This is a genomic window from Streptomyces sp. NBC_01515 (assembly GCF_045040345.1).
In the GTDB taxonomy this organism is placed as follows: Bacteria; Actinomycetota; Actinomycetes; order Streptomycetales; family Streptomycetaceae; genus Streptomyces.
In genome coordinates this window covers 3,611,599-3,638,571 of sequence record NZ_CP109416.1, presented here as the reverse complement: position 1 = coordinate 3,638,571, position 26,973 = coordinate 3,611,599, and the positions used below count along the sequence as shown (strand labels likewise).

25 protein-coding genes and 1 pseudogene are annotated in these 26,973 nt (G+C 69.4%); 14 read left to right on the top strand and 12 right to left on the bottom strand.

Annotated features, from left to right (window positions below; translation table 11 throughout):
* Window positions 1-57 precede the first annotated feature (57 nt).
* Window positions 58-921, top strand: coding sequence for an alpha/beta fold hydrolase (locus OG407_RS16150; RefSeq protein WP_405868436.1), 864 nt, complete (start codon window positions 58-60; stop codon window positions 919-921).
* Between the two features lie 3 nt (window positions 922-924).
* Here OG407_RS16150 and OG407_RS16145 read toward each other — a convergent pair whose 3' ends face one another.
* The 3 genes from OG407_RS16145 to arsM all read right to left on the bottom strand — a co-directional run bounded on the left by OG407_RS16145 (window position 925) and on the right by arsM (window position 2,900).
* Window positions 925-1,608 carry a hypothetical protein gene (locus OG407_RS16145; RefSeq protein WP_405858679.1) on the bottom strand — a complete coding sequence of 228 codons (684 nt, stop codon included), beginning with the start codon at window positions 1,606-1,608 and terminating at the stop codon, window positions 925-927.
* Window positions 1,609-1,738: 130 nt separating this feature from the next.
* Window positions 1,739-2,098, bottom strand: coding sequence for an arsenate reductase family protein (locus OG407_RS16140; RefSeq protein WP_405858677.1), 360 nt, complete (start codon window positions 2,096-2,098; stop codon window positions 1,739-1,741).
* 10 nt (window positions 2,099-2,108) lie between these two features.
* Window positions 2,109-2,900, bottom strand: a complete 792-nt coding sequence (gene arsM / locus OG407_RS16135; protein WP_405858675.1) for an arsenite methyltransferase — start codon at window positions 2,898-2,900, stop codon at window positions 2,109-2,111.
* Between the two features lie 112 nt (window positions 2,901-3,012).
* Here arsM and OG407_RS16130 point away from each other — a divergent pair, with 112 nt between their 5' ends.
* The 4 genes from OG407_RS16130 to OG407_RS16115 all read left to right on the top strand — a co-directional run bounded on the left by OG407_RS16130 (window position 3,013) and on the right by OG407_RS16115 (window position 5,245).
* Window positions 3,013-3,411, top strand: coding sequence for an ArsR/SmtB family transcription factor (locus tag OG407_RS16130; RefSeq protein WP_405858673.1), 399 nt, complete (start codon window positions 3,013-3,015; stop codon window positions 3,409-3,411).
* A 29-nt stretch (window positions 3,412-3,440) separates the two neighbouring features.
* Complete coding sequence (locus tag OG407_RS16125) at window positions 3,441-4,226, top strand: aquaporin (protein WP_405858671.1); 786 nt, start codon at window positions 3,441-3,443, stop codon at window positions 4,224-4,226.
* Window positions 4,227-4,279: 53 nt separating this feature from the next.
* On the top strand, window positions 4,280-4,702 hold the full coding sequence (locus OG407_RS16120; protein ID WP_405858669.1) for an arsenate reductase ArsC: 423 nt from the start codon (window positions 4,280-4,282) through the stop codon (window positions 4,700-4,702).
* A 228-nt stretch (window positions 4,703-4,930) separates the two neighbouring features.
* The gene (locus tag OG407_RS16115; RefSeq protein ID WP_033284269.1) at window positions 4,931-5,245 is read left to right on the top strand and encodes a hypothetical protein; all 315 of its coding nucleotides are present in this window, start codon (window positions 4,931-4,933) and stop codon (window positions 5,243-5,245) included.
* Between the two features lie 251 nt (window positions 5,246-5,496).
* Here OG407_RS16115 and OG407_RS16110 read toward each other — a convergent pair whose 3' ends face one another.
* Window positions 5,497-6,681, bottom strand: coding sequence for a winged helix DNA-binding domain-containing protein (locus OG407_RS16110; RefSeq protein ID WP_405858668.1), 1,185 nt, complete (start codon window positions 6,679-6,681; stop codon window positions 5,497-5,499).
* Window positions 6,682-6,842: 161 nt separating this feature from the next.
* On the opposite strand from OG407_RS16110, the gene OG407_RS16105 reads away from it, so the two are divergent.
* Both OG407_RS16105 and OG407_RS16100 read left to right on the top strand, forming a co-directional pair.
* The gene (locus OG407_RS16105) at window positions 6,843-8,183 is read left to right on the top strand and encodes a DUF2252 domain-containing protein (RefSeq protein ID WP_405858666.1); all 1,341 of its coding nucleotides are present in this window, start codon (window positions 6,843-6,845) and stop codon (window positions 8,181-8,183) included.
* A gap of 269 nt (window positions 8,184-8,452) precedes the next feature.
* The gene (locus OG407_RS16100) at window positions 8,453-8,752 is read left to right on the top strand and encodes a hypothetical protein (protein ID WP_405858664.1); all 300 of its coding nucleotides are present in this window, start codon (window positions 8,453-8,455) and stop codon (window positions 8,750-8,752) included.
* Between the two features lie 16 nt (window positions 8,753-8,768).
* Here the strand turns inward: OG407_RS16100 and pspAB are convergent, their stop codons facing one another.
* The 5 genes from pspAB to glnA all read right to left on the bottom strand — a co-directional run bounded on the left by pspAB (window position 8,769) and on the right by glnA (window position 13,581).
* Window positions 8,769-9,353: a PspA-associated protein PspAB gene (gene pspAB / locus OG407_RS16095; RefSeq protein WP_403603558.1), complete on the bottom strand. Its 585-nt coding sequence runs from the start codon at window positions 9,351-9,353 to the stop codon at window positions 8,769-8,771.
* A 2-nt stretch (window positions 9,354-9,355) separates the two neighbouring features.
* A complete protein-coding gene (gene htpX / locus OG407_RS16090; RefSeq protein ID WP_403603560.1) occupies window positions 9,356-10,279 on the bottom strand; it encodes a zinc metalloprotease HtpX in 924 nt (307 codons plus the stop codon).
* 143 nt (window positions 10,280-10,422) lie between these two features.
* Window positions 10,423-11,769: a hypothetical protein gene (locus OG407_RS16085; protein WP_405858661.1), complete on the bottom strand. Its 1,347-nt coding sequence runs from the start codon at window positions 11,767-11,769 to the stop codon at window positions 10,423-10,425.
* A gap of 2 nt (window positions 11,770-11,771) precedes the next feature.
* Window positions 11,772-12,029, bottom strand: coding sequence for a hypothetical protein (locus OG407_RS16080; protein WP_405858659.1), 258 nt, complete (start codon window positions 12,027-12,029; stop codon window positions 11,772-11,774).
* A 142-nt stretch (window positions 12,030-12,171) separates the two neighbouring features.
* Window positions 12,172-13,581 carry a type I glutamate--ammonia ligase gene (gene glnA, locus OG407_RS16075; RefSeq protein WP_405858657.1) on the bottom strand — a complete coding sequence of 470 codons (1,410 nt, stop codon included), beginning with the start codon at window positions 13,579-13,581 and terminating at the stop codon, window positions 12,172-12,174.
* 198 nt (window positions 13,582-13,779) lie between these two features.
* On the opposite strand from glnA, the gene OG407_RS16070 reads away from it, so the two are divergent.
* The 3 genes from OG407_RS16070 to OG407_RS16060 all read left to right on the top strand — a co-directional run bounded on the left by OG407_RS16070 (window position 13,780) and on the right by OG407_RS16060 (window position 16,580).
* Window positions 13,780-14,250, top strand: coding sequence for an RDD family protein (locus OG407_RS16070; RefSeq protein WP_405858655.1), 471 nt, complete (start codon window positions 13,780-13,782; stop codon window positions 14,248-14,250).
* Between the two features lie 191 nt (window positions 14,251-14,441).
* On the top strand, window positions 14,442-15,617 hold the full coding sequence (locus tag OG407_RS16065; protein WP_405858653.1) for an acyl-CoA dehydrogenase family protein: 1,176 nt from the start codon (window positions 14,442-14,444) through the stop codon (window positions 15,615-15,617).
* 447 nt (window positions 15,618-16,064) lie between these two features.
* Window positions 16,065-16,580: a flavin reductase family protein gene (locus OG407_RS16060; protein WP_403604263.1), complete on the top strand. Its 516-nt coding sequence runs from the start codon at window positions 16,065-16,067 to the stop codon at window positions 16,578-16,580.
* Window positions 16,581-17,612: 1,032 nt separating this feature from the next.
* On the opposite strand, the pseudogene OG407_RS16055 reads toward OG407_RS16060, so the two are convergent.
* Window positions 17,613-18,422: pseudogene (locus OG407_RS16055) on the bottom strand (DNRLRE domain-containing protein); the annotation flags it as partial.
* On the opposite strand from OG407_RS16055, the gene OG407_RS16050 reads away from it, so the two are divergent.
* From OG407_RS16050 to OG407_RS16035, 4 genes are all read left to right on the top strand, one after another.
* Window positions 18,381-23,237: a ricin-type beta-trefoil lectin domain protein gene (locus OG407_RS16050; RefSeq protein ID WP_405858651.1), complete on the top strand. Its 4,857-nt coding sequence runs from the start codon at window positions 18,381-18,383 to the stop codon at window positions 23,235-23,237. The pseudogene OG407_RS16055 and the gene OG407_RS16050 overlap by 42 nt on opposite strands.
* A gap of 6 nt (window positions 23,238-23,243) precedes the next feature.
* Window positions 23,244-23,879, top strand: coding sequence for a hypothetical protein (locus tag OG407_RS16045; protein WP_405858650.1), 636 nt, complete (start codon window positions 23,244-23,246; stop codon window positions 23,877-23,879).
* A gap of 920 nt (window positions 23,880-24,799) precedes the next feature.
* Entirely contained in the window at window positions 24,800-25,141 is a 342-nt protein-coding gene (locus OG407_RS16040; RefSeq protein WP_405858648.1) for a hypothetical protein, read from the top strand.
* 182 nt (window positions 25,142-25,323) lie between these two features.
* The gene (locus OG407_RS16035) at window positions 25,324-25,713 is read left to right on the top strand and encodes a hypothetical protein (protein ID WP_405858646.1); all 390 of its coding nucleotides are present in this window, start codon (window positions 25,324-25,326) and stop codon (window positions 25,711-25,713) included.
* A gap of 203 nt (window positions 25,714-25,916) precedes the next feature.
* On the opposite strand, the gene OG407_RS16030 is transcribed toward OG407_RS16035, so the two are convergent.
* Together OG407_RS16030 and OG407_RS16025 are read right to left on the bottom strand one after the other, a co-directional pair.
* Entirely contained in the window at window positions 25,917-26,624 is a 708-nt protein-coding gene (locus OG407_RS16030; protein ID WP_043682242.1) for a DUF4191 domain-containing protein, read from the bottom strand.
* 75 nt (window positions 26,625-26,699) lie between these two features.
* The gene (locus tag OG407_RS16025) at window positions 26,700-26,900 is read right to left on the bottom strand and encodes a hypothetical protein (RefSeq protein WP_327404626.1); all 201 of its coding nucleotides are present in this window, start codon (window positions 26,898-26,900) and stop codon (window positions 26,700-26,702) included.
* Window positions 26,901-26,973 lie beyond the last annotated feature (73 nt).

Below are 26,973 nucleotides of genomic sequence, written 5' to 3'. Positions count from 1 at the left end.
GAAGCCTCGGACCGCTATCAACTCCCGTTCAATGAAGGGGAGGGAGAGGTGAGCGGCATGCTAGTCCGCAGCCCGTACGACAGGGACCGCTTCGCGTCCGCCTACGACAAGGTCATGGCGAAGTGGCCCGAGGACCGGGCGGCGGTGACCGTCCCGACGCCGTTCGGGCAGACGTACGTCAACGTGTGCGGGCCCGCCGACGGGCGCCCGCTCGTGCTGCTGCCGGGCGGCGGGGGAGCGACCTCGGCGTCCTGGTACGCCCAGGCCGCCCAACTCGCCCGCACCCACCGCCTCTACGCCATGGACCTGATCGGCGCCCCGGGCCGCAGCGTGCCGGTGGTCGGCCGGCGGCCGCGCACGGTGGCCGATCTGACGGCCTGGCTGGACGCGGTGCTCGACGGGCTGGGGGCGCCGGTCGTGGACCTCGGCGGTCATTCGTACGGCGGCTGGATCGCGCTGCACTACGCACTGCGCGCGCCCGCCCGGGTACGCCGTCTGTTCCTCCTCGACCCGGCCCAGTGCTTCGCCGGGTTCGAGACGGCGTACCTGCTGCACGCACTGCCGATGCTGCTACGGCCCACCACGCGCCGCGTCCGCGCGTTCCTGGAGTGGGAGACCGGGGGAGTGCCGCTGGACCCCGACTGGCTCCGCCTCCAGGAGGCGGGCGCGGGGTTCCCGTCCGCGAGACCGGTGACCGGTCCGCGCCCGGGGCCCGAGGCGTTGCGCGGGCTGAACGCGTCGGTCCTGCTGCTTCTGGCCGGAAGCAGCAGGACCCATGACACGCACCTGGTGGCGGCCCGGGCGGGCGGTCTGCTGCCGCGCGTCGAGACGGACATCCTCCCGGACGTCTCGCATCACGCGCTGCCGCATGCCGCGCCGGAGCGACTGGGCCGTCACCTCACCGGTTTTCTGGGACCTTGAGCGTCACCCCACCTTCTGGATCAGAGCGCGGCGGATGAGGAACTTGCCGGGCTCACGGACCTGTTCGAACGCGGCGTTGTTCAGCAGGACACAGCTGCCGGAGACCGAAGTCACCTTCACCGTCGTGGACTTGTTGTTGTCCAGGTTGGTGACCTTCAGCGTCGTACCCGCCGGGAACTGGTTGCTGGACGCGGCGGGCGCGCCGGCCTCGCCGGAGAGCGTGACGGTCGAGCCGTTGCACACCTGGCTGCCCGCGGCGGCGGCGCCACCGGTGTTGCCCGCCGCCGGCGGGGTCGCGGCCGGGGTGGTCTTGGAACCCGCGGGCGCCGACTGCGCCGGCTGCGCGACCTGGGAGTCCTGAGCCGACTCCCCAACCGCACAACCGGACGCCTTCTGCTGCACCTTGATCTGCGCGATGACCGCTTCGCGGTTGGCGATCCGCGCGCTCGACTGGGCGTCGGGCGCGGCGCGTTGACCGTCGATGAACTTCTGGTTGTTGCCGAGCGCGGTGGCGAGCCCCTGGCAGACCGTCGAGTTCGCGGCCGACAGCGTCTTGGCGTTCTGCGCCGTCGACTGCGACGCGTTCGAGGTGGTGGCCAGGGCGAAGGCCCCGCCGCCCGCGACCGCCGCGGCGGTGACCAGTAGCGCCAGCTTCTTCTTCGTACTGGCAGTTCTCCTGCGCGACATGCGCGTCTCCTGTGGGGTAGGGGAGCGTACGCCGCTATGTACGGGATACCGAACGATGTAACTCAGCGGACACAGGAGTCCCATAAGTGACGTGCGTCACAAGGGAGTTGAGGGTCCGGCCGGGGCCGATTCAGCGCGACAGCGCGTCCCGTACGGCCTCGTCGCTGCGGGCCACCACCGCCGTGCCGTCCTCCGCCGTGATGATCGGCCGTTGGATCAGCTTCGGATGCGCGGTGAGTGCGGCCACCCACCGCTCCCGCGAACTCGCGTCCCGCGCCCACGACTTGAGCCCCAGTTCCTTCGCCACGGCCTCCTGCGTACGCGTGATGTCCCACGGTTCGAGCCCGAGCCGCTCCAGTACGTCCCTGATCTCGCCCTCGCTCGGCACGTCCTCCAGATAGCGGCGGACGGTGTACTCGGCCCCTTCGGCGTCGAGCAGACTCACGGCGCTACGGCACTTGGAACAGGCCGGGTTGATCCAGATCTCCATGGCGTTCACGTTAGGCGAGAGGCGCCCGGTCCGGCCCGGTCGGCGGCTTGGTGGCGCGGACGAGGGCGGAGTGCATGCCGTCGGCGACGGGGTGGGTGGGCGTGATCGAGACGTCCGTGAACCCGGCCGCTTCGAGTCCGTCCCGGTACTCCGCGAAGGACAGGGCCCCGGCGATGCAGCCGACGTAGTCGCCGCGTTCGGCACGCTGCCCGGCGGTGAGGTGGTCGTCGGCGACGACGTCCGAGACGCCCAGGCGCCCGCCGGGCCTCAGGACCCGGAAGGTCTCGGCGAAGACGGCCGGCTTGTCGACGGACAGGTTGATCACGCAGTTGGAGATCACGACGTCGACGGTGTCCGCCGGGAGGGGGATCGCCTCGATGGTGCCCTTGAGGAACTCGACGTTGGTCGCACCCGCCTTCTCGGCGTTGGCCAGGGCGAGTCGGAGCATCTCGTCGGTCATGTCGAGCCCGTACGCCCGGCCGGTGGGCCCCACGCGGCGCGCGGAGAGCAGGACGTCGATGCCGCCGCCCGAGCCGAGGTCGAGGACGCGGTCGCCCTCCCGGAGTTCGGCGACGGCGGTGGGGTTGCCGCAGCCGAGGGAGGCGGCCACGGCCTCGGCGGGCAGGGTGCCGCGTTCGTCGGCGGAGTACAGGGCGGAACCGAAGGTGTCGTCAGCGATGGTGTCGTCGGTCTCGGCCGGCTGCGGCCCGCAACAGCCGGTGCCGCCCCCGGCGACCTCTACGGCTGCGGCGGCGTAGCGGCGGCGGACGACTTCACGCAGGTCGGTGGAGTGCTCACTCATGTCTGGCTCCTGGAGGGGGTGAGGTGTGATCGCTTTCCTGGAACTGACTGCCTGTATTGACGTTCTTCGATGCAACGTTGTGCCTTGGATTGAAGAATGTCAATATAGAAGGATGTCGAAACAAGAACTTGTGGTGATCGGCCAGGACGCGGCCGACTCCTGCTGCGGCGGAGTGGCGTCCGCACCGCTGGACGACGAGCGCGCGACGGAACTGGCCAAGGTCTTCAAGGCACTTGGGGACCCGGTCCGCCTACGGCTGCTGTCGATGATCGCCTCGCGAGGCCAGGGCGCTGAGACCGGCCAGGGCGGTGAGGTGTGCGTGTGTGAGCTGACCCCCGCCTTCGACCTGGCCCAGCCGACGATCTCCCACCACCTCAAGCTGCTGCGCCAGGCCGGCCTGATCGACTGCGAGCGCCGCGGCACGTGGGTGTACTACTGGGCGCTGCCCGACGCCCTGGACCGCCTCGCCGACTTCCTGGTCACCCCGAAGACCGCCGCGACACCGGCGTGAGGGCGTCCCCGGGTTCGCGGGCCGTCGGCGTGAGCGTGCTCCCCGGCCGCGGTGTCGCTCGCGCGGGTGTCTCCCTCGGCCGTCGCGCCGCCGCGGAGGCGCTCGGGACCGGTCTGCTGGTCGCCGTCGTGGTCGGCTCCGGCATCCAGGCCACCGGGCTGACCCATGACATCGGCCTACGACTGCTCGCCGACTCCCTCGCCACCGTCCTCGGCCTGGCCGCGCTGATCACCGTGCTCGGGCCGGTCTCCGGCGCGCACTTCAACCCCGCCGTCACCCTGGCGGCCTGGTGCGCGGGCCGCCGTACCGGCACCGGACCGTCCCTGCGGGATGTCGCCGCGTACGTGCCCGCGCAGGTGGGCGGGGCGATCGGCGGCGCGGTCGTGGCCGACGCGATGTTCGCGAAGCCGCTGCTGAGGTTCTCCACGCACGACCGTTTCGCCGGACACCTGTGGCTGGGCGAGGTCGTCGCCACGGCCGGGCTGATCCTTCTCGTCCTCGGACTGGAACGCACCGGCCGCACACATCTCGCCCCGGCTGCCGTCGCCTCCTACATCGGCGCGGCCTACTGGTTCACGTCCTCCACCTCGTTCGCGAACCCCGCGGTGACCGTCGGCCGCGCCTTCTCCGACACCTTCGCCGGGATCGCCCCCGGGTCCGTCCTTCCGTTCATCGCGGCCCAACTGGCGGGCGCGGCGCTTGGATTGACCATCGCGGTGGTGCTGTACGGCGGTGCCGCACCGGTCGGTGACACGGCTGCGGTCCTGGTTCCGGCTCCGGTTCCGGAGGGTGAGCCGGAGTCCGCCACCTCCTGACCCGCACTGACCCGACCCGACTTGACCGCCCTCCGCCGACAAGGACTCTTCCTGTGCCTTCGACCGCCCCGCTCCCGTCCGTTCCGTCCGTCCTGTTCGTCTGTGTCCACAACGCCGGCCGTTCGCAGATGGCCGCCGCCTTCCTCACCCACCTCGCGGGCGGCCGGGTCGAGGTCCGTTCCGCCGGTTCTGCCCCCGCCGACCAGGTGAACCCCGCGGTCGTCGAGGCGATGGCCGAGGTCGGCATCGACATCGCGGCCGAGACCCCGAAGATCCTCACCGCCGAGGCCGTACAGGCGTCCGACGTGGTGATCACCATGGGGTGCGGTGACACCTGCCCGGTGTTTCCCGGCCGGACCTATCTCGACTGGCGGCTCGACGACCCCGCCGGGCAGGGTGTCGAGGCGGTGCGGCCGATCCGGGACGCGATCGAGGGATACGTACGGGGGCTGATCTCGGACGTACTGTCCGGCTGACGACCGGATCGCACCCCGGGGGGCGGAGGGCTCTGTTCGAATTTGACGCCGTCTCACGGATACCTCCCGGAGCTTGCGTGACACGGCGGCAAAATCCTTTCCCACCTGGGGATTTGGTGGGCTGTCGGGGTTCGCCGGTTGTCAGTGGCGGGCAGTAAACTAGGAGCAGTGTTCGAGGGTGTCGCCGGGGGATCCGGACGGCGCCCTGACCGCGACAGGAGGATGTCCGTGCCCGCTGCCGCACTGAAGCCGAAGCCGTTGCCGACCCAGTCCACCGCGAAGCGTTCCGTCCAACTCGACCTGCCCTACGTGCCCGTGGAGAAGCGCCCGCTGCCGCCCGGGCGCCCGCGGGACTGGTACGTCACGCACAACCGCCGCCTCAAGGCGATGCGGCTGGCCATCGCCCTGCTCGACTCGGGCGTCTACGTCCCGAACCAGGCCCGGAACGAGACGATCCGCAGCACGGCCGAGCTGATCGGCGTCCATGCCCCGTCCGACACGACGTGTCACATGGTGCGGGCGCTGATGCGGTACTCGCGCTGAGCGGGTGGCGCCGGGTGCCCTGTGTTTTGTTGGGGCACCCGGCGCCTACGCGCACGCGTTTTCGGGGCGAGGGGAGTCGGTGCCGGCGCTCCCGGGGGCTGCCGCCCCCGAACCCCCGCTTCGGCCTGAACGGCCTCGTCCTCAAACGCCGGACGGGCTGGATTGTGTCGGCCTGAACTGAGAAGGTGCCGCTTTCCCTCGGAGAGGGGACCCAACAGGCTGAGTGATGCCGACCGGCCATGACCAACCCCCTACCCCAACAACCCCCGCTCCACCGGCGTCCGAAACCGAGGCGTCACCCGAGTAACCCCCACCCACCCCCGCAACCGCTCCGCCGCCACCCCGATCGCAGCCTCCCCCTCCCGGCCAACCCCCTCCCCGTCGAGGATCCGCCACACGATCTCCCCGTCCGGCCGCTGGGCCCAACCTCCCACCACCCGCCCGTCCCACCACACCGTCGGACCCACATTGCCGCTCCCGTCGAACAGCGCGGGGCGCAGCTCCGGTGCCAGGTACCAGTCCCGTTGCTGCCATCCCATCGCCGTCGGATCGAGCCCGGGAAGCAAGGCCGCCCACGGCTCGGAGGGGACCGCGGGCGGGGCCAGGTCGCCCGCGGCGACGTAGGCCGGTCCCTCGTCCAGGGACACCGGTTCCGCGCCGATCGTCGTCAGGGCCCGGCGGACCTCTGTCACGCGCCAGCCCGTCCACCACTTCAGGTCGGCCTCGGTGGCGGGGCCGCAGGCCGTGAGCCAGCGGTCGAGGAGGGCGGCCTGGGCCTCGGCGATGTCCAGCTCGGGGTGTTCAGGCGCCACCGCCCAGCGGAACTGGTTCGACGTCCATCCGCCGAGCGGCCGGCCCCGTACGACCTTTCCCTCCACGCCCAGCACCCTCAGCAGCCGGGTCGAGACCGTGTGGACGCCCTCGTAGTTCTTCCCGGCCGCGTACACGAACTGCTCCCTCAACCTCGGTTCGTCCTGGGCGAGTTCGGCCGCCGTCGCCTGGCCGCGGTCGGTCAGCGCGGTCAGCAGCGCGGCCTCGACCTCCTTCAGCCAGGCCGCGTCCGGTGCCCCCGCCTTCGCCATGTCCTTGATCAGGGAGGCCCGTTCACGCGCGGCGACGGCAAGTCCCGTCGAGGCGTGCACTACGGCGGTCAGGTCGGCGGGGAACACGAACACCGTGTGGCGCATGCCGTGCATACGGAGCAGGGTGCGGTCCTCGTACAGGGCGCGGGTGGTCTCCGGGACGGTGAGGGACGGGTCGGCGAGGCGGGCGCCCACCGCCAGGTACACCGTCGCGGGGTCCGTGCCGTGCAGGGCGACGAGGGAGTCGGCGACGGCCTCGGGGGTCGCGGCGTGGGTGGACGCGGTGAGGCGGTGGCGGAGGGCGAGGCGGGCTCGGCGCTCGGGGGTGGTGATGTGACGGGGGGTGCGAGTCATGTCGGCCTCGGTTCGAAGACGTCCACTTCTCAACTGACAGTAAACGGGTGGGTGGGTGGGCGACTGATCCGGGGGGCTGGGGGCGGGAGCCCCCAGGGGACGTTCACCCGATCGACGCCCCCGGAATGCACCCCCGCACCCGCCCGGATTCACTGCGTAGCATGACCACACCGGCCGACCGAGCAGACCGGGGTCGCGCTGCGCGTAAACGCGTTGCCCGTTCCGCCCACGCCGGCTGGATCCCCGCCGTGGACCGCCCGGACCCCGTCGCCGTACTCGAACGACAGGGCCGGGACAGACTCCCCGAACTCCTCCCGATCCGGTACGGCCGCATGGCCGCCTCCCCCTTCGCCTTCCTGCGCGGCTCCGCCGCCGTGATGGCGACGGACCTGGCGTCCCAGCCGCACACCGGCCTCACCGTCCAGCTCTGCGGCGACGCGCACCTCCTCAACTTCGGCCTGTACGCCTCCCCGGAACGCGCCCTGCTCTTCGACCTCAACGACTTCGACGAGACGTTCCCGGGCCCCTTCGAGTGGGACGTCAAGCGTCTCGCCGCGAGCGTGGCCGTCGCCGCCCGCGAGAACGGCCACAGCGACACGAAGGCCCACCGCGCCGCGCTGGAGGCGACAGCCGCGTACCGTACGGCTCTTCGCGGTCTGGCCCGCAAGGGCGAACTGGCCGTCTGGTACGAGCGGATCGACGCCGACAGCCTGCTGCCGCTGGTGCGCGCCGGCCGCCACCGCCGCCGGGTGGAGTCCAGCCTCACCCGGGCCCGCCGCCGCACCAGCCTGCACGCCGTGGGCAAACTGACCGAGACCGTCGACGGCCGCCGCCGTATCGTCCACGACCCGCCCCTCCTGGAACCGGCCGGCGCCGCCGACATGGCCTCCCTGCGCAAGATCTTCAGCGACTACCGCTCCACGCTCTCCGAGGAACGCCGCCTGCTCCTGGACCGCTACCGCTTCGTCGACGCCGCCCGCAAGGTCGTCGGCGTCGGCAGCGTGGGCACCCGCTGCTTCATCGTGCTGCTCGCCGGCCGCGACCAGGACGACCCGCTGTTCCTGCAGATCAAGGAAGCGCGGAAGTCCGTACTGGAGGAGCATCTGCCGAACGGCCCCTACGTCCACCCCGGCCACCGGGTCGTAGCGGGCCAGCGCCTCCTCCAGGCGGCCAGCGACATCTTCCTCGGCTGGATGACCGGACCGCAGGGCCGCGCCTTCTACTGGCGCCAGCTCCGCGACATGAAGGGCTCCGCCGAGGTCGTCGGCATGGGCCCGCAGGCCCTCACGGCCTACGCCCGCCTCTGCGGCAACGCCCTCGCCCGGGCCCACGCCCGCTCCGGCGACCGCATCGCCATCGCCGCCTACCTGGGCAGCACCGACACCTTCGAACGAGCCGTGGCGGACTTCGCCCTGTCCTACGCCAGCCAGACGACCGCCGACCACGCGGCCCTCGGCGCGGCCGTAGCGGCGGGCGTGATCACGGCGGCACCGGGCATCTGACCGCCCGTAGCGAGCCCGTAGCGAGCCAGTAGAAGGCCCGTAGAAGGCCCGTAGAAAAAAGAGATGCACACCGAGTGACCGACTCCCTACGCTGGAGACGCATTGCGGAGCAGGTCACCACCGTTTCGCGCAGGGCAGGCGTCACCCTGCGGAGTCGGCGCTAGTCTCTGTCGCACCCAACCCACCGACGGTCGGCCGCCCACCCCAGCGCCCTGTCGGGAACAGGTTCACACCGCTCGGACACACACCCACGCCCACGGAGGCCCGTCATGGGCACCATCGTCATATCCGGCACCGCCGTCCTGGTCCTCTTCGGCTTCGGCAACCACATCTGGTGGCTGGCCGCGGTCGTCGTCCTCTTCCTGTACGTCCAGTACGGGCGGGACTCGTCCTCCTCGACGTCCTCGTCCTCGTCGGCGTCGTCGACCGGCGGTTCCTCCTCGGGAAGCAGCCCGTCGAGCTACCGCGCGTACCGCGACCGCCGTGACAAGCAGGCCAAGTGGGAGCGCCGTTACCAGCGCGAGCGCCCCCTGGAGTCGCGTCGGCAGGCCCGTCAGCAGAGCAAGTAGGAGACCGGGGCGCCCGTCACAACCCGGGGGCGCCCCACACCGGGAACCACCGGCTCAGGTCCTGCTCGATCCGCAGGTCGTTGCCGAGCATCGACTTGACCTGGAGTTCCAGCGCGCTGTCGCGCCGCTGACCGTCACCGGCCAGCGGCGCGAACGGGAAGAACGTCCCGCGCTTGTACAGATAGACCAGCGCCAGCCGTCGGCCCCCGTCGTCCTCGAACCCGGCGAGCGAGCACAGGAGTTGGGGCCCGAAGCCGTTGACCTCCATCGCGCTGTTCACCGCGTGCAGGTCGTTCACCAGCGCCGACAACTGGTCGGGCGTCCGGCGCGAGACCAGCCACGAGTAGCCGTAGGCATCCTGGGTCAACTCCACCGGCGGACCGGTGCGTTCGGCGTCCGCGTCCAGCAGCGCCTGCACCTCCCGGTGCGTCTGCTCGAACGCCCCACCCTCCACCGTCGCGAAGCACACCGCACCGCGCCCGGTCGCCCGGAAGCCGGCCGCCGCCTCCAGCGTCACCGCCGCCGAGGGCAGCGCGAACAGCTGGTCCAGATTGGGAGCGACCGGTTTCGTACGGCCGAGCAGGATGTCCAGCAACCCCATCCTCAGTCCGCCTTCCCGATACCGGGCACCGCCGCCTCACCCAACTCGGCGGAGATCCGCCCCAGTTGGTCGAGCCGTTGCTCCAGGCTCGGGTGGGTCGAGAAGAACCGCGCGATACCGGGCTCGGCGCCGTTCGCCGGGCTGAAGTAGAAGGCGTTGAAGGCCTGCGCGGTCCGCAGGTCCTTGGTCGGGATGCGGGCGATGTCACCGTCGACCTTGGTGAGCGCGGACGCCAGCGCCGAGGGCTTGCCGGTGAGCAGGGCCGCCGCGCGGTCCGCCGCCAGCTCGCGGTACCGGGACAGCGCCCTGATCAGCAGGAAGCTGATCGCGTACACGGCCGCCGAGATCCCCATGATCCCCGCGAAGACCGCGAGGGTGTTCTGGTCCTTGCGCCCCCGGAAGATCTGCGAGTAGAACGCGAACCGGACCATGAGCCCGGCGAGCACCCCGAGGAACGACGCCACCGTGATCACGGCGACGTCCTTGTGCGCCACGTGCGACAGCTCGTGCGCGAGCACACCCTCCAGCTCGGCCGGCTCCAGCCGCCGTAGCAGACCGGTGGTCACGCAGACGACGGCGTGGTCGGCGTTCCGCCCGGTGGCGAAGGCGTTCGGCATGTCGATGTCGGAGACGGCGACCACGGGCTTGGGCATGTCGGCGACGGCACACAGCCGGTCGATCACACCGTGCAGCTCGGGATACTCCTCCCGCTCCACGATCCGCCCGTGCATCGCGTACAGCGCGATCCGGTCGGAGAACCAGTACTGCGCTACGAGCAGTCCGCCCGCCAGCACCACGACCAGCACCCAGGACTTCAGCAACACGATCAGCGCGGCCACGAACGCCACGTACAACAGCCCGAGCAGGAACAGCGTCAGACCCATACGTATGGTCAACCGCCGGTCGCTCCGGAAGCGGCTCTGCATCTGCCATCACCCCGCAGTCAGGCACTCGTCCCACCGCCCAGTGTGCACCCGCCCCTTCCCATGAAGTGGTCCCGATCGGCCCTAGGCGGAGCAAAAGGTCCCTGAGAATCCGCTGAGCGCGCGGGCGAGGACGAAGACGCACGTCAGCCGGGAAGCCCGGCCTCCCACAGCCGCCGCGTCAGCACGTACTCACTGAACAGATGCCGCGCCCGCCCGAGCAGCTCACCCACCTCGGCATCCCCGGGCGTCATCCCCTCCTCCAGATGCCACCGCTGCACCACCCGCGCACCCCGGGCCCGCAACCGTTCGTCCGGATCATCGAGCACGCTCACGGCGGCCCGCAGCCGTACGATCCCGCCCCGCGCGTCCAACAGCCGGAACGCGGCGACGCGTACGTGCCGGGGGCACTCCTTGGGCCACCCGCCCCCGAGCCGTTCCATGAGCCACCCGTCCGGCAGCACCCCGGCCGACGGCAACAGCGCGAGCGCCGCCTCCCGCGCCACCCCGGGCGCCGGATCGTCGAGCAACGGCAGCATCCGCGCCACATCCACGACACCGAGCACCCGCAACCCACCCACGGCCCGCGCCCGCACGGCACCACTCGCATGCGAGACAAGCGCCCACAGCAAAGCCGCGTCCCCTGGCTCCCCACACTCGGCAAGCCCGGTCACGACCCCCGGCACAGGCTCCGCCGCACACCGCGCGCGGTACAACGACACCGGATCACCCCCGTGCTGCCGCACGACATACCGAGCACAGGCCCGCACGACCCCCGCCCGATCCCCGAGAAACCCCTCGGCCCGCCCCGGCAGCCCCGCGGCCCGCAACGCGGTCACCCCGGCCGCCCGAGCACGCGGACTCCGCGCCCCGAGCAACGGTTCGAGCACCTCGCCGTAGCCGCCCGTCTTCGCTACGACCGCCAACGCGGCCTCCGCACACAGGTCCTGTACGACGGCGTCGGCGTCCCGGGCAGCGACGCGGGCGAGTTGGGCAGGCGAGAGGAGCCCCTCCTCGACGGCAAGACGATAGGCAAAGCGCCGCACGGCACGGTCGGAGTGGACGAAGAGCGGAGCAAGCTGCTCACGGGACGCCTGCCGCAGCACTCCGCCGACCAACTCGACGGCGAAGTCCCCTCGCCCCCGCCACCCGAGGACCAGAACCAGCGGCACAAGGGCAACAGCGGTGTCGGTGTCGGCAACGGCGTCGGTGTCGGTGTCGGTGTCGGTGTCGAGAGCCTCACGGAGCAACTCCCGCGCCCGCTCCCGCACTTCCCCGACCCAGTCACCACACCGGACGACCACCAACGGCAGCAACTCCGAACACCCGACGGCCTGTTGGAGCGCGGCCTCCCGAACCCGCCCGTCGTGATGACACAGCCCGATCGCAAGCTCAGGCTCGGCGAGCCAGGCAGGCGCATACGGCTCGCGCCGCAGGGCCTCGTCCAGCCGGAGCCACGCGAGGGGATCCCCGAAGTCGATGTTCTCGCCCATCTCTAGTACGGAGCCCGGAAGTTGACGTACCCCAACAACACGATGACTCCGACGACACTCCCCAGCACGACCGCCGTGGATATCCAGGACGACCGCCGAGGCCCCACCCCCTCGGGCTCACCCCGGAACGGCATCGGCTCCGGCGGATTCTCCTTCCACCGCGCCGCCAGCATCCGAGCCCGCGCGGACGGCTCCTTGTGCTCGGCCCCGTCGGCCCACTTGAGGTCGAACTCGCGCTCCTCGTCGCCCTGTTGCGCCATCCCCGTTACCTTTCTCGAACAGCCGTGTCAGTGACGATGATCCCTGGCTGTCCCCGGTCTGTGAAGCGAGTTCTGGGCAGGCGACAGCGCCCCCGCCTCTCCGAGGAGAGACGGGGGCGCCGAGGGCTTTGGGCCGGTTCGATCACACGTCGAAGTACAGCTCGAACTCGTGCGGGTGCGGACGCAGCTGCAGCGGCGCGATCTCGTTCGTGCGCTTGAAGTCGATCCACGTCTCGATCAGGTCGGGCGTGAAGACGTTGCCCGCGAGGAGGAACTCGTGGTCGGCCTCAAGGCGGTCGAGGACGGCCGGGAGGGAGGTCGGGACCTGGGCGACGCCCGCGTGCTCCTCGGGGGCCAGCTCGTAGAGGTCCTTGTCGATCGGCTCGGCCGGCTCGATCTTGTTCTTGATGCCGTCCAGGCCCGCGAGGAGCAGGGCGGAGAAGGCGAGGTACGGGTTGCCGGAGGAGTCGGGCGCGCGGAACTCGACGCGCTTGGCCTTCGGGTTGGAGCCCGTGATCGGGATGCGCATCGCGGCGGAGCGGTTGCGCTGCGAGTACACCAGGTTGACCGGCGCCTCGAAGCCCGGCACCAGGCGGTGGTACGAGTTCACCGTCGGGTTGGTGAACGCGAGCAGCGACGGGGCGTGCTTGAGGATGCCGCCGATGTAGTAGCGCGCGAGGTCCGACAGACCCGCGTAGCCGGCCTCGTCGTAGAAGAGCGGGGAGCCGCCCGCCCACAGCGACGAGTGGACGTGCATGCCCGAGCCGTTGTCGCCGAAGATCGGCTTCGGCATGAAGGTCGCGGTCTTGCCGTTGCGCCAGGCCACGTTCTTCACGATGTACTTGAAGAGCTGGAGGTCGTCGGCCGCGGCGAGCAGCGTGTTGAACTTGTAGTTGATCTCGGCCTGGCCGGCGGTGCCCACCTCGTGGTGCTGGCGCTCGACCTGGAGGCCGGACGCGGCCAGCTCCAGGGAGATCTCCGCACGCAGGTCGGCGAAGTGGTCGACCGGCGGCGTCGGGAAGTAGCCGCCCTTGTAGCGGACCTTGTAACCGCGGTTGTCGTCGACCGCACCGGTGTTCCAGGCGCCGGCCTCGGAGTCGATGTGGTAAAAGCTCTCGTTCGCCTTGGTCTCGAAGCGCACGCTGTCGAAGACGTAGAACTCGGCCTCGGGGCCGAAGTACGCGGTGTCGGCGATGCCGGTGGAGGCGAGGTACGCCTCGGCCTTCTTCGCCACGTTGCGCGGGTCACGGGAGTACTGCTCGCCCGTGATCGGGTCGTGGATGAAGAAGTTGATGTTGACCGTCTTGTCGCGGCGGAAGGGGTCCACGCGCGCGGTCGACAGGTCGGCGCGGAGCGCCATGTCGGACTCGTGGATGGCCTGGAAGCCGCGGATCGAGGAGCCGTCGAAGGCGAGTTCCTCGTCCGGGTCGAAGGCCGTCGCCGGCAGCGTGAAGTGCTGCATCACACCCGGCAGATCGCAGAATCGGACGTCGACGAACTTGACGTCCTCGTCCGCGATGAACTTCTTGGCCTCGTCGGCGTTCTGGAACATCCAGCTCCTCCTACTCCCGACCGTCCGTGCCGGGGTGGTAGTTCGTTCGTGCGGCCAGTGCGGTGGCACACGCTGGACCCGACCTTAGGGACGGGGGATTTCTCCAGCGTGACCCATTTGTTTCGCCCAAGTTAACCGGTCTTGGGCCCGCTGGCCCCTCCTGTCCGCATGGCAGAACGCGGGCAGTACCGTGGACGGGTGGACAACAGGGATGCAATCGGCTCATGGCTCTCCGGGCCCCGCGAGGCCGCGGAACGAGCAGGTGTCGACTTCGGCTACCGCGGTGAGCAGCTGGGTCTGCCCGAGGAGGGCCCCGGCTCGATCGCCCGCCCCGGCCGCCGGCTCGGCGCCCTCGCCGTCGACTGGGCCCTGTGCCTGTTGATCGCATACGGCCTGCTCACCCACGGCTACAAGCCAGGCGCGACCGGCAACTGGGCCCTCCTCGTCTTCTTCGTCCTGAGCGCCCTCACGGTGGGCACGATCGGCTTCACCCCGGGCAAGCGCCTCTTCGGCCTCCGCGTGTACGCCCTCGACTCCGGCCGCCCCAACCCCCTCCGCACCCTGCTCCGCACCGCCCTCCTGTGCATCGCGATCCCGGCGTTGATCTGGGACCGGGACGGACGGGGGCTGCACGACCGGTTGGCGCGCACGGTGGAGGTCCGGACCTAGAAGGACGCGGTAGTCGTACGACTAACGCAGCAGTCGTACGACCAAGGGGGCGCCCGGAGTGATCTGGGCGCCCCCTTTTGCCGTGCCGGGTGCCTCTTTTCCGTGCCGGTCGGGTGGTCTCGGCCCGGGGTGCGGTCGAGGGCGGGTCCGGCCGGGGACACTCCCTGTTCCCGACGGAGGTGGTGGGCAGGATGCCGGAAGGCGACAAGTCGACGATCGTGACCCGGGCGCCGGGGGTCGCCGAGATCGCGGCCCGGCACACGGACGAGGCGGAGACCGCGCGGCGGCTCTCGCCGCAGGTGGTCCGGGCGGTGCTGGACGCCGGGTTCGCGCGGCACTTCGTACCGGTGGCCCACGGCGGCGAGGCCGGTGGTTTCTCCGAACTGACCGCTGCGGTCGGCCTGGTGGGCGAGGGCTGCACCTCCGCCGCCTGGGCCGCCTCGCTGGCCGCGTACGCCGGGCGGTACGCGGCGTTCCTCCCCGCCGAGGGCCAGGCGGAGATCTGGGCGGACGGCCCGGACGCCCTGCTGGCCGGCGCGCTCATGCCGTCCGGCAAGGCGGAGCCCGTGGCCGGCGGCTGGCGGCTGAGCGGTGAGTGGAAGTACATCAGCGGGGTGCACTTCGCCGACTGGGCACTGGCCTGCGCGGCGGTACCCGCGGAGGGACCGGTGGATCCCGAGGCGCGGCCCGAGGTGCGGTTCTTCGCCGTGCCGCGGGCGGACTTCTCGATCGAGGACAGCTGGTTCACCGTGGGGATGCGCGGGACCGGCAGCGACACCTTGATCCTCTCCGACGCGTTCGTGCCCGAACACCGCACCCTGGCCCGCTCGTTGGTCCACGCGGGCCAGGCCCCCGACTCGGACGCCCGCTGCCACATCGTCCCGATGCACGCCGTGAACGCCCTGCCGTTCGCCGCCCCGCTGATCGGCGCGGCCCGGGGCGCGTTGCGGGCCTGGATCGCGCGGACCGGTGCGCGCGTCGACCGCCGCGGGCAGGCTGTGGGCGAGAAGCCCTCGACCCAGGTCGCGCTGGCCCGCTCGGCCGCCGAGGTGGACGCCGCCGAACTCCTGATCCTGCGTACGGCGGCGGTCGCGGACGGCACGCAGGACTGCCCACCGGGTGGCGAGGCCGCGGTCCGGGGCGCCCGTGACCTCGCGCTCGCGGTGGAACTCCTGGTCTCGGCGGTCGACCGCGTCTTCCGCGCGAGCGGCACGTCCGGCCAGTCGTCGTCCGACCCGGTCCAGCGCTTCTGGCGCGACGTGAACTGCGCCGCGTCGCACGTCGCCCTGTCCTTCGAGACGACCGGCGCGGCTTACGGGGCGTGGGCGTTGTCGGGGGACGAGCGGGGGGTGGGCGCGGTGCGCTGATCGGGCTCTGGTTCGGCTCTGGGTTGGGGCTTGGCTCCGGCGTCGGGCTGGCTCCGTCCTCGGGCTGGCTCCGTTTCCGGCAGGGCGCTGGCTCCGGCGTGGCTCTGATCCCGGGCTGGCTCCGGCGTTGGCCCGGCTCCGGCGTCGGCAGGGCGCTCGCCTCGGCGCGACTCCGACCCCGGGCTGGCTCCGGCTGGTTGCCGGTGCGCCGGTCTCGGTCGGAATCCCGGCCTCGGCCGGGCTCCGATCTCGGCCCCTACCTAGGCTGCCGGTGCGCCGATCCGTTCCCCCGCCCCCGCCCCGGTTGCCGGTCCGAGGCCCTGCCCGCATAGTCGATCTGGACCCGGATGGCGGTCCCGATCACTGTCGGTGAGCCGCGTCCGAGGCTGGCCCGAGGCTGCTGAACCCGCGGTGGTCTCCGTGAGGCCCGACAGGTGGTGCACCGTCATGCCGGAGCGTCAGGAAGTACTCGAAGAAGCACGGGAACGAGCGGCTGTGGCTCCCGAGGAGTTTCGGGCGGCGATGGCCCGCTTCCCCTCGGGTGTCGTGGTCGTCACCACCTGTTGCGAGGACGGGACCCCTCGCGGCTTCACCGCCAGTTCGTTCTGCTCGGTCTCGCTGGAGCCGCCGATGGTTCTGGTCTGTCTGGCGAACTCCGCCGACTCGGCGCCGTCGTTCGGGCACTGCGACCGGTTCGCCGTGAGCGTGCTCGCCCCGGACCACCGCCCGCTCGCCGTGCGCTTCGCGACCAAGGGCAGTGACAAGTTCGCCTCCGGCGGCCTGCGCACCAGCCCCGACGGCCTGCCCACGGTCGACCGCGCGCTGTCCGAACTGGACTGCACCGCCCACGCACGTCACCCGGCCGGTGACCATACGGTCCTGATCGGCCGGGTGACGGGAGTGCGACTGGGGGAGGGGTCCCCGATGGTGTATTACGACCGAGGGTTCAGGACCTTGGCCTGACGGGGCCGCGCGGGGCTCAGCCAGCTTGCCGTCCGGCATGCGGGCGATCAGGTCGGTTGCGCCGTCGCCGGGGAGCAGGTCGCCGCCGTGGGCGATCAGGGCCGGCGAGCTGCCGGTGGCCGACTTCCAGTACCCGCTCTCGTCGTTGTCGACCAGTGGGACGCCCGCGCGGTGTGCGGCGTCCAGGCTGACATGCAGGTCTCCGCCGGAACTGGCCGGGTACAGACGCAGGTTGCCGGTCTCGTCGATCAGGAGCAGGTCGGGGTTGCCGTCTCCGGTGGTGTCCCCGGCCGTGTCGGCGACGTCCCGCGGAGTGACGTAGAAGAGGTATTTGGTGCCCTCCGAGACGTTGCCGGAGGAGTCGGCGGCACGCACGTACAGGATGCTCGGCCCGGCGACCGGGGGCTTGAGCGAGACGGTCGTGGAGGCGCCGGCGGTGACGGTCCTGCTGCTGGAGTAGGAGGTGGAGTTGAAGGAGTACTCGAACTTGGTGACGTCCTTGTCGGTGTCGGGCGCGAAGCTGAAGGAGCCCGCGGTGCCGAACTTGACCTCCGACCAGACGCTGCCGCTGTCGTCCGCCTCGGGGAAGTCGGTGGAGGAGACCTTCGGTGAGTTCGGGGCGTCGCTGTCGTAGACGAAGCGGCAGACCAGGGGGTCGGCGGTGGGGGCGTAGGCGGAAGCGGCTCCTTCGGAGTCCAGGGCGCGTACTCGCCAGGAGTAGGTGTAGCCGTTCGTGAACTTGGACGAGGCGACGGTGGCGGAGGCGTGGCCGGCGGTGTCGGTGCTGAGGTTCTTGTCGAGGATCTTGGAGTCGCCGTAGCCGGTGCGCCACACCTCGAAGTCCAGGGACGCCAGGTTGCCGTCCTTGTCGGAGGAGGTGGCGGCGAAGACCAGGTCGGACTTGCCGACATGGGCGTAGGGGGAGGTGCGGTCGCAGTCCGGGCCCGGGGTCATGGTGAGTGAGGTCGGGGTGGCCAGCTTCCGGTTGTAGTACGCCTTGATGTAGGGGGAGTGGTCGCCGGTGGCCTTGAACTTCTTCCAGGCGCCCGCGTCGTCCTCACCGTCCGCGGCTGCCTTCAGGCCGATGGTGATCTTGTCCCAGCCGCCGTCCGCGGCGTCCTGGGCAAGGGACTTGGCGTCGAACTTCACATAGTCGTCGGGGCAGGAACTGCTGTAGCCGTGGGCCAGGTCCTTGGAGTCGATCTGGGTCTTCCAGGACGGCTGGTTGTTCCAGGTCGTCTTGGAGGAGATGGCGCCCGTCTCCCAGAGCTGGACGGTGCGGCCGTTGCAGGACCAGGAGTACGTCTCCAGGCCGGTGACGGAGGCGGAGGTGATCTGCGCCCCCTTCAGGGACGGGCTCCAGTCGAGGCGGAAGAACGAGCGCGACTTTCCGTACGTCGTCGACTCGTAGCCGACGCGGGCCTCGCTGGTGCCGTCGTTGAAGTTGGTGCCGTTCCAGAAACTGGACCCGGGAAAGCGGGTGTACGCCGTGGTCCAGGCCTCCTTGTGGCCGGCGAAGGAGGGGTCGATGAAGAGGGGTAGCTCGGTGTCCTCGGAGGAGAGGAAGTCGGCGTCGGGGGTGACGGTGAGGGTGGCCTCGTGGCCGGCGCCATCACCCTCGCCCTCGTCGGTCAGGGCCGCGTCGGCGATCGCGGTCGTGCCGCCGATGCCGGGGCCCGCGAGGCCGTCCAGGGAGAAGACCTCGTCGGCGGTGAAGGTCAGGTCGGTCGAGCTCAGGCCGTAGGTCAGCTTCTTCAGGGCCGAACTCGCCGCGGCCGCACGGGTCTTGACGATCAGGACGTGGGAGAAGCCGGTGTCGCGCGCGGTGAGCAGCAGATCCACGCCGTCGAGGCCACGGGTGACGACACCCGCACCTCGGCCCTGGTCCGCGTCGACACCACATACGACTCCGACGGCCTCCCCACCAAGGTGGAGTCCCAGGGCGACACCGGCGTCACCGGCGACGAGACCTGCACGGTCACCAGTTACCTCGACAACACCACCAAACACCTCATCGGCCTGGTCAAGGAGGTGAAGACGACGGCCGGCCTGTGCGCCGCCACCGCGACCGCCGACGACGTCGTCTCCGGCACCCGCACCGCCTACGACGGGGCCGACTACGGCACCGCCCCCACCTACGGCCTCACGACGAAGACGTGGACGGTCAACGGCACCGGCGACGGCTGGACCCGTACCGCCACCACGACCTACGACGACTACGGCCGGATCACCACGGTGACGGACGCCGGCAACAACCAGGCGAAGACGGCGTACACGCCCACCACCGGCCAGGTCTACGCCACCACCGCGACCAACGCCCTCGGCTACACCTCCACCACGACCGTCGACCCGGGCCGCGGCACCGCCCTGACCGCCACCGACGCCAACGGCAACACCACCACCTACGCCTACGACGCGCTCGGCCGCGCCACCGCGATGTGGACGGCGTCCCAGAACCCGGACACCGACAGCCCGTCGACGAAGTACGCCTACGACGTCACGGCCGGCGAACCCACCGCCGTCACCGGATACACGCTGCGCGACAACGGCACGTACGAGGACTCCGTCACCCTCTACGACGGCCTCGGCCGGGTCCGTCAGACCCAGTCCGAGGCGGCCGGCGGCGGCCGGCTGATCACCGACACCCACTACAACTCCAGCGGCACGGTCCGCCGGGTCGACGGCGCGTACCTCGCCGAGGGCGAGCCGACCGGCGAACTCTTCGAGCCCGTCAGCGACTTCGTCCTCCGCTCCTCGACGGTCACGACGTACGACGGCATGGACCGCCCGCTGACCGTCACCCCCTACGAGGCGGGCACCGCCAAGACCGCCAAGCGGACGACGTACGAGTACGGCTACGACTACACCAAGGTGACCGCCCCCGCGGGCGCCGCCTCCACCCGCACCTACACCGACCAACTCGGCCGCGCGGTCCGCGTCGACCACTACACGGACGCCCTGAAGGCGGCCTTCACCTCCACCCACTACGGCTACGACACCCGCGGCAACCAACTCTCCGCGACGGACACCGACGGCAACGCCTGGGAGTGGAAGTACGACGCGCGTGGCCGCCAGATCAAGGCGATCGATCCCGACACCGGGACGACGGTCACCACGTACGACGACCTGGACCGCCCCCTGACGTCGAAGAACGCGAACGGCATCACGGTCTGGACCGGCTACGACGCGCTCGGCCGCAGCACCGGGCAGCGGCTGGACAGCTCCTCGGGCAAGGCCCTGACGGCCTTCACCTACGACACGGTCACCGGCGGCCTCGGCCAGCCGGCCACCTCCACCCGCTACACCGGCGACAAGGCGTACACGACCTCGGTCACCGGCTACGACGACGAATACCGCCCGACCGGCAAGTCGGTGACGATCCCGGAGGCGGACGCAACCAAGGGCCTGTCCGGCACCTACACCTACGGCTACACGTACACCGCGACCGGCAAGCTGGCCTCGACGACCGTCCCGGCGGTCGGCGGCATCGCGAAGGAAGACGTCGTCACCCGCTACGACGGCGACGGGCTCGCCGTCTCCACCTCGGGCGAGGACTGGTACACCGCCGAGGTCGACTACTCGCCCTACGGCGAGGTGCTGCGCGCGGTCACCGGTGAACAGCCCTACCGGGTCTGGACGACCAACGTCTACGACGAGAACACCGGACAGCTCAACAGGACGGTCACCGACCGGGAGACCGCCGACACGCACCGCGTCAACGACCGCACCTACACCTACGACGCGGCCGGCAACATCACCATCCTCGCCGACACCGTCCCGAAGACGGCCGACGACGACTCCACCGCGGTCAAGACCGACCGCCAGTGCTTCACGTACGACGTGCTCGGCCAGTTGAACCAGGCCTGGACGTCGAACTCGACGACCTGCGCGGTGACGTCGACCGGCGCCCCGAACGGTGTCACGGCCACCGTGGACGGCGACGGCTACTGGCAGACGTACCACTACGACGCCATCGGCAACCGCGACCAACTCGTCGACCACTCGGTCGAGTTGGTGAACGGCTCGACGGTCGCGGACGCCACCCTCGACGTCACCACGTCGTACGACTACGGCATCGACCCGTCCGGCTCCGGCGTCACCGCCCAGCCGCACACCCTGACCGCGGTCACCTCCGACTCCTCCACCGTGGACTCGGCCGCCAGCCTCGGCTACGACGCCTCGGGCAACGCGACCACCCGGATGTACGGGGGCGACACCCAGTCGCTGACCTGGACCTGGGACGGCAAGGTCGAGACGGTCACCGGCTTCGGCGCGGAGGGCGAGGGCCAGGCCGTCAACCCCTCCGGCAAATGCCTGGACCTGTCGAACGGCTCCACCACCGCCGGCACCGCCCTCCAGCTCTACACCTGCAACGGCACCAAGCCGCAACGCCTGCGCATCGACGCCACCGACTCCGAGACCGACCCCTCCACCGGCGCGCTCAAGGTTCTCGGCCACTGCGTGATGCCCTCGGGCGGTGCCACCGCCAACAACACGGCGATCGTCATCGCCGACTGCACGGGCGCGGCCAACCAGCAGTGGACGGCGACCAGTTCGAACACCCTCAAGCACGTCGCCTCCGGCAAGTGCCTCGACGTCCCCAACGCCGACTACACCACCGGCAAGGACCTTCAGCTCTACACCTGCAACGGCACCAACCCGCAGACCTGGACCCTCGGCGACGACACCAGCTATCTCTACGACGCGGCCGGCAACCGTCTGATCACCAGCACGGCGGGCAGCCACACCCTCTACCTCGACGGCCAGGAACTCTCCACGGACGTCAACGGCGCCGTCTCCTACTCCCAGCGCACGTACTCCCAGGCCGGCACGCCGTCCGTGCTTCGTCACTCCAGCCGTGGCTCCACCACCACGTCACTCCTGGCGCTGATCCCCGACCACCAGGGCACCACCCTGTTCACCATCGCCCTGGCCTCGGGCCAGGAGGTCAAACGAACGAAGACCGACCCGTTCGGCGTCGAACGCTCCACCAGCAACACCTGGGCCCTGCATCGCGCGTACATCGGCGGCACCGACGAGAACACCACCGGCCTGATCCACCTCGGAGCCCGCGAGTACGACCCGGAGACGGGCCGCTTCCTCTCGGCGGACCTCGTCCTGGACATCGCCGACCCGCTGTCGATGAACGGGTACGCGTACAGCAACAACAGCCCTGTCTCGCACTCGGACCCGAGCGGCATGGTCGCGGTGCCCACCACGGGCGGTGGCGGCGGTGGCACCTACGTCGGCTGCCCCAGCCTGACCAACCCGGCCTGCCCCGAGGCCGGTAGCGGAGGGGGAGGCGGCGGCACGGGAACGGGCAGCAGCTCGGGCTCCCAGACCGTCACGGTCACGGTGACGAAGACCGTCACGGTCACCAAGCCTCCGCCCGAGTGCAACTTGTGGTGCAAGGCGGGCAACTGGCTGGAGAAGCACAAGACCGAGATCATCACCTTCACGGTCGAGGTCACCGTCGGCGCCGCCTGCTACGGCGCGGCCGGTGCGGCGGGCGTCGCCACCGGCGGAGCCGGCCTCGCCCTGGCCGCGGGCTGCGGAGCCGTCGCCGGTTTCGCGGGCGGCTTGGTCGGCAACGCCATGGACGACAACGCGGATCACAGCGTCGGCGGCTACCTGACAGCGGGCGGCATCGGAGCGGCCGTCGGAGCGGTGGGCGGTGTCGCGGGAGCGGGTGTGGGCGCGGGCGTCAAGGCGCTGGCGAAGACAGGGCTGGGCCAGAAGGCCATCGAGGTGGCCAAGAAGGTTCTGGGCAACAAGAGCTGCCTGAACAGTTTCACCACCGGCACGCTCGTCCTGATGGCCGACGGCAGCACCGAGCCGATCGAGGAACTCGAACTGGGCGACGAGGTCACCGCCACCGACCCCGAGACCGGCGAGACCACGACCGAAGCCGTCACGACGACCATCCTCGGCAAGGGAATCAAGCACCTCGTCAAGATCACCGTCGACACGGACGGAGACGAGGGCGACGAGACGGCCACCGTCACGGCCACGGACAACCACCCCTTCTGGGTCCCGGCTCTGGGCGAATGGCTCGACGCCACCGACCTGACCGCCGGCGAATGGCTCCAGACCAGTGCCGGCACCCGAATTCAGATCACGGCACTGAAGCGCTGGACCGAAACAACGACGGTCCACAACCTCGGGGTGAGCGACAAGCACACGTACTATGTGCTCGCGGGGGCCACACCGGTTCTGGTTCACAACTGTGGTCCTGGCGTTGCAACTGAAGATGATGCAATGCTAGCTCTCGGCCGTGCGGACGAGCTGCAGGCATCCCGCAATGACTACTTCATGGCGGATGTGAAGGGCACCACGGCTGTCATTGGTGTCTTTAACTCAGAAACGAAGACGTTCGTCAATCGCATCGGCATCAACGGCGATGGAGCTATGCCTTCCGGCTGGACACTTCGACCGGGAGAAGAGTTCGTGCAGGCTGCTGGGCACGCAGAACAAGGGATTCTTAGCAGTTTGGGTCCCAATGAGCATGCTGTGTTTGGTGCAGCGTCGAGAAACTTCTGCGTCGCCATCTGTTCTCCCATGCTGAACGTTCGGGGGGTGGCAGTGGGTGGTGCAGGGATACGTGGTCACGCTGCACAGAACTCACCATTCACGATCTTCTGGGCCACTGGAGACTAGAGAGAAATGACGATTTCACCGGAACTGCAGGCAATTTCGAATGCATCGGACTCTGAACTGGTGCTGATCTGCGCCGCAGCGGCGGAGCGAGGTGCTGCCTTCTGCCGAGCCCTCGGTGGATCGGAACAGTCCCAGTGGGTCGATGCCTCGCTCGGGCTTGTCTGGGCGGCTGCTGCTGGCGATTCCACTCAGGACGCGTGTGCTGAGGCGCTGGATGAGCTGGAGATGGAATCTCAGGATGGCGAGGATGATTCCTCTCGACCCGAGTTCTATGTGGCTCAATCCGTGGCGTTGGTCGGAATCGCTCTCGCGGTTTCGTTGAGGCCGTCCGCCGCAAAGACTGAGATGGCTATCAACACCATCAGGTCGTTGCTCTCCATGCTCGACTTCAAGATGGGAGGAGAGAAGCCCGTGATCCTGAGATATGGCGACCCAGCCCCGCCGGCGGGTCCTCTGGTTCAAATGGAGATTGGTGCAGAGCGTGAAGTAATTGAGCTTCTAGCTCGCGAGGCAGAAGCTTCTAGGCAAGGTGCACCCAGCGCCTCATCGGTGAATCAAATCCAGGCATCATCGACCGAATTTGGCGCGAGGCTGGCACCTTCCGTCGAAGAGGTTGTCGCACTTAGCAACTGGGAACTCTAGCGGTGCGCTGAACCGTGAAAGCCCCGCCGGCAAGGATGCTGGCAACGCTGACGGCACCGTCAGTGGACGCCTGCGGCGCAAGGTGAGCCGCCAGAGTCATCACTCCCGGCGTTGAGCGCGTCGTTGAGGGTATCGATGGCTTGGCGTTGGAGACGGAGGCGGACGTGGGCGTAGACGCTGGCCGTGACACCGATGTACTCGATAGTGCTGACGAAAATATCGGCAGTACCAATGCGGCCAGTGAAATCGTTTCGGCGGACGGGACGGTCGGGTACGGCGTCAGCGGTGCGCGAGCGCCTTCTGCGCTCACACCCCAGGTGCGCACTGCGGCGGAAGCGACAGGGCACCACAGAGGGTGTTCTGAGATTGGGGCACTGTGTCAGTTGGAACTGCAGGGTGCGGATCTGACAGGAACCAAGGCGACGACTGTCAAGGTCATGGGTGGCACCCAGGAGTACGGGCCCGAGGTGCATGGAGAGCTCTATCCGAAGTGTCCTTCATGTAGAGCGCTCTTCGATTTTCTTGACGGAAAGAAGTGAGTAGGGCAAGTGATGGCTGAATTGACGCCCAAGGCTCGCTGTTTCCTGGATCTCTGGGGGAGGAGGGTTTCGCGACCTGCTCCTGTAATTTCATCCGATGCTCCTCGCCGGGTCAGAGACGCCATCCTCTCTCACGAACGGGAATTCGGTGGGATTTCGTTTCCCGTACAGGGGGGCGAGTTGCAGGGTTGGATTCGGCTCGGTGTCAAGTCTGGGAAACCATGGCAGTCTGGTGCCGGCGAATGGATTTTCAACTTCGCGGAGCCGCAGTTCGTCCAATGCGGACTCGTCTGCAGGGCAGATGGATACTTCGGAGTGTCATGGGCGGGAGAATTTCTGCCGTGGCATACCGATGTGTACCGTCTAGTCGAGTCAAGCGCCATGTGGATCGATCTCATCGGGTGGCAGAGGTCTGCGCTGTGTGACGGTCATGCGAGTGAGGCGCTGGATGCTCTGGGTGATCTGGACGGACTGTCCAAAGTGGAGTGCGCTTCATCGCGAGAGACGTCGTGGTGGCTGGGGAGTGATGTTGCAGTCTATGTTGAGCCGCACCTCACTTATTTGCCGGATGGTTCTTCGCGGATCCATGTGATGACATCCGATTCGGCAGCCGATCAGCGGGTGAAGCGGGCACTTGATGCGGCAGGGAAGTCGGGAATTGATCTGACGGTGCGGTTGCAGGCGGGTCTTGTCACAGTTCCCGAAGAATTCCCCTTCAGCTGACGGCTGGGCAGTTGTCCGGCCCAGTGAATACAGATCTCTGACCGGAAATACCTCCGGCCGGAGCTCCTGGATTGACGTTTATTTGATCGATTGGATGACGCTTCATGACACCGAAGATATCGACCAGCGTTATTGAGCGTTCGCAAGGGCTCCTGGAGCCCGGTGAGCGTGTGGAGCGGGTCTTGTTGGCTCAGGGTGGGATCAATCCCTGGGCGCAGGTCGGGTTTGTCGTGGTGGGGCTGATCGGGGTCCGGGCCGTGGCCGTTGCCGCGGGGGCGTCGAGCGGGGTCGGGGCGCTCGGGGGTGTGCTCGGCGCACTGGCCGGGGCCGTGATCGCCGCGTTGTTGACGACACGGCGGGTGCTGCTCGCGACCGACCGGGGTCTCGTGGTGCTGGAGTACGGACGGTTCGGCGGCGTGAAGCCGACCAAGGTCATCGCACGGCTGCCGCAGGGCACGGCGATCGGGACCCTGTCCGGCACCTGGGCGCAGACGGAGTTGGCCGGGGAGCGGCTGTGGGTGCACAAGAAGTGGCACGGGGACGCGGCCGTGCCCGCGGGGCGGCTCGGTTAGAGGACGGCCCGCCGACAGGCAGGCGGGATCGAGTGGGCCGGGCGTCCGTCTGAGGGCGCCCGGCCCACTACGTGTGTATGAGACGTGCTGGGGACTGCCAAGCCGGAGAGGACGGCAAGCCGCTAGTAGCGGTCCTACGACGTTGGGGGCACCCGGAGTGATCCGGGTGCCCCCAACGTCGTAGGAGTCGAAATACGGAGGTGTCAGCGGGCCTTGCCGCCGCCGCCCTTGGGCAGCTTCATGCCCTTCGGCATCGGGCCCTTGGGGAGTGGCATGTTGCTCATCAGGTCGCCCATCGCGCGCAGGCGGTCGTTGGTCGCTGTCACCTGCGGGCCGGTCAGGACGCGCGGGAGCTTCAGCATCGTCGTGCGGACCTTCTTCAACGGGATCTGGCCCTCGCCCGTGCCGACCATCACGTCGTGCACCGGGACGTCCGCGACGATGCGGTTCATCTTCTTCTTCTCGGCGGCCAGCAGGGACTTCACCCGGTTCGGGTTGCCCTCGGCGACCAGGACGATGCCGGCCTTGCCGACCGCGCGGTGCACCACGTCCTGGCTGCGGTTCATCGCCACCGCCGGAGTCGTCGTCCAGCCCCGGCCGATGTTGTCCAGTACCGCCGCGGCCGCGCCCGGCTGGCCCTCCATCTGCCCGAACGCCGCCCGCTCGGCGCGTCGTCCGAAGACGATCGCCGCCGCGAGGAAGGCGAGCAGCAGGCCGAGAATGCCCAGATAGATGGGGTGACCGAGCAAGAAGCCGATCGCGAGGAAGACACCGAAGGTGGCAATTCCGACAGCCGCGAGTACAAGACCGATCGTCTTGTCGGCCTTGCGCGTCATCTTGTACGTCAGAGCGATCTGCTTGAGTCGCCCGGGGTTCGCAGCGTTTTCCGCTGTCGTGTCCTTCCTCGCCATGCGAGGAAGTCTACGTGCCCGCGGGAGCGCCGACGACGGCGGTGCCCGCAGGGTGGAGATTCGGCGCGTGGGGCTTCAGGAGTGCGAGATCAGGGCCTGCTCGATGACGAGCTGTGCCTCGACCCGGTCCTTGGCGCGGCGGCGGTCCTCCAGGACGGAGGTCCACGCGTTGCGGCGGGCGGTGCGCTGGCCGCTGCTCAGCAGCAGCGACTCGACCGCGCGCAGGGCGTCGGTGACGGACGGGATGGCGGTGGCACGGACGGGCGCGGCCTGCATCGTGGAGGTCCCCCCTCGGAACGGCTCTGGGTATGGGTCTACGTGCTGTAAACCCAGTGTCACTGTTTGGTGT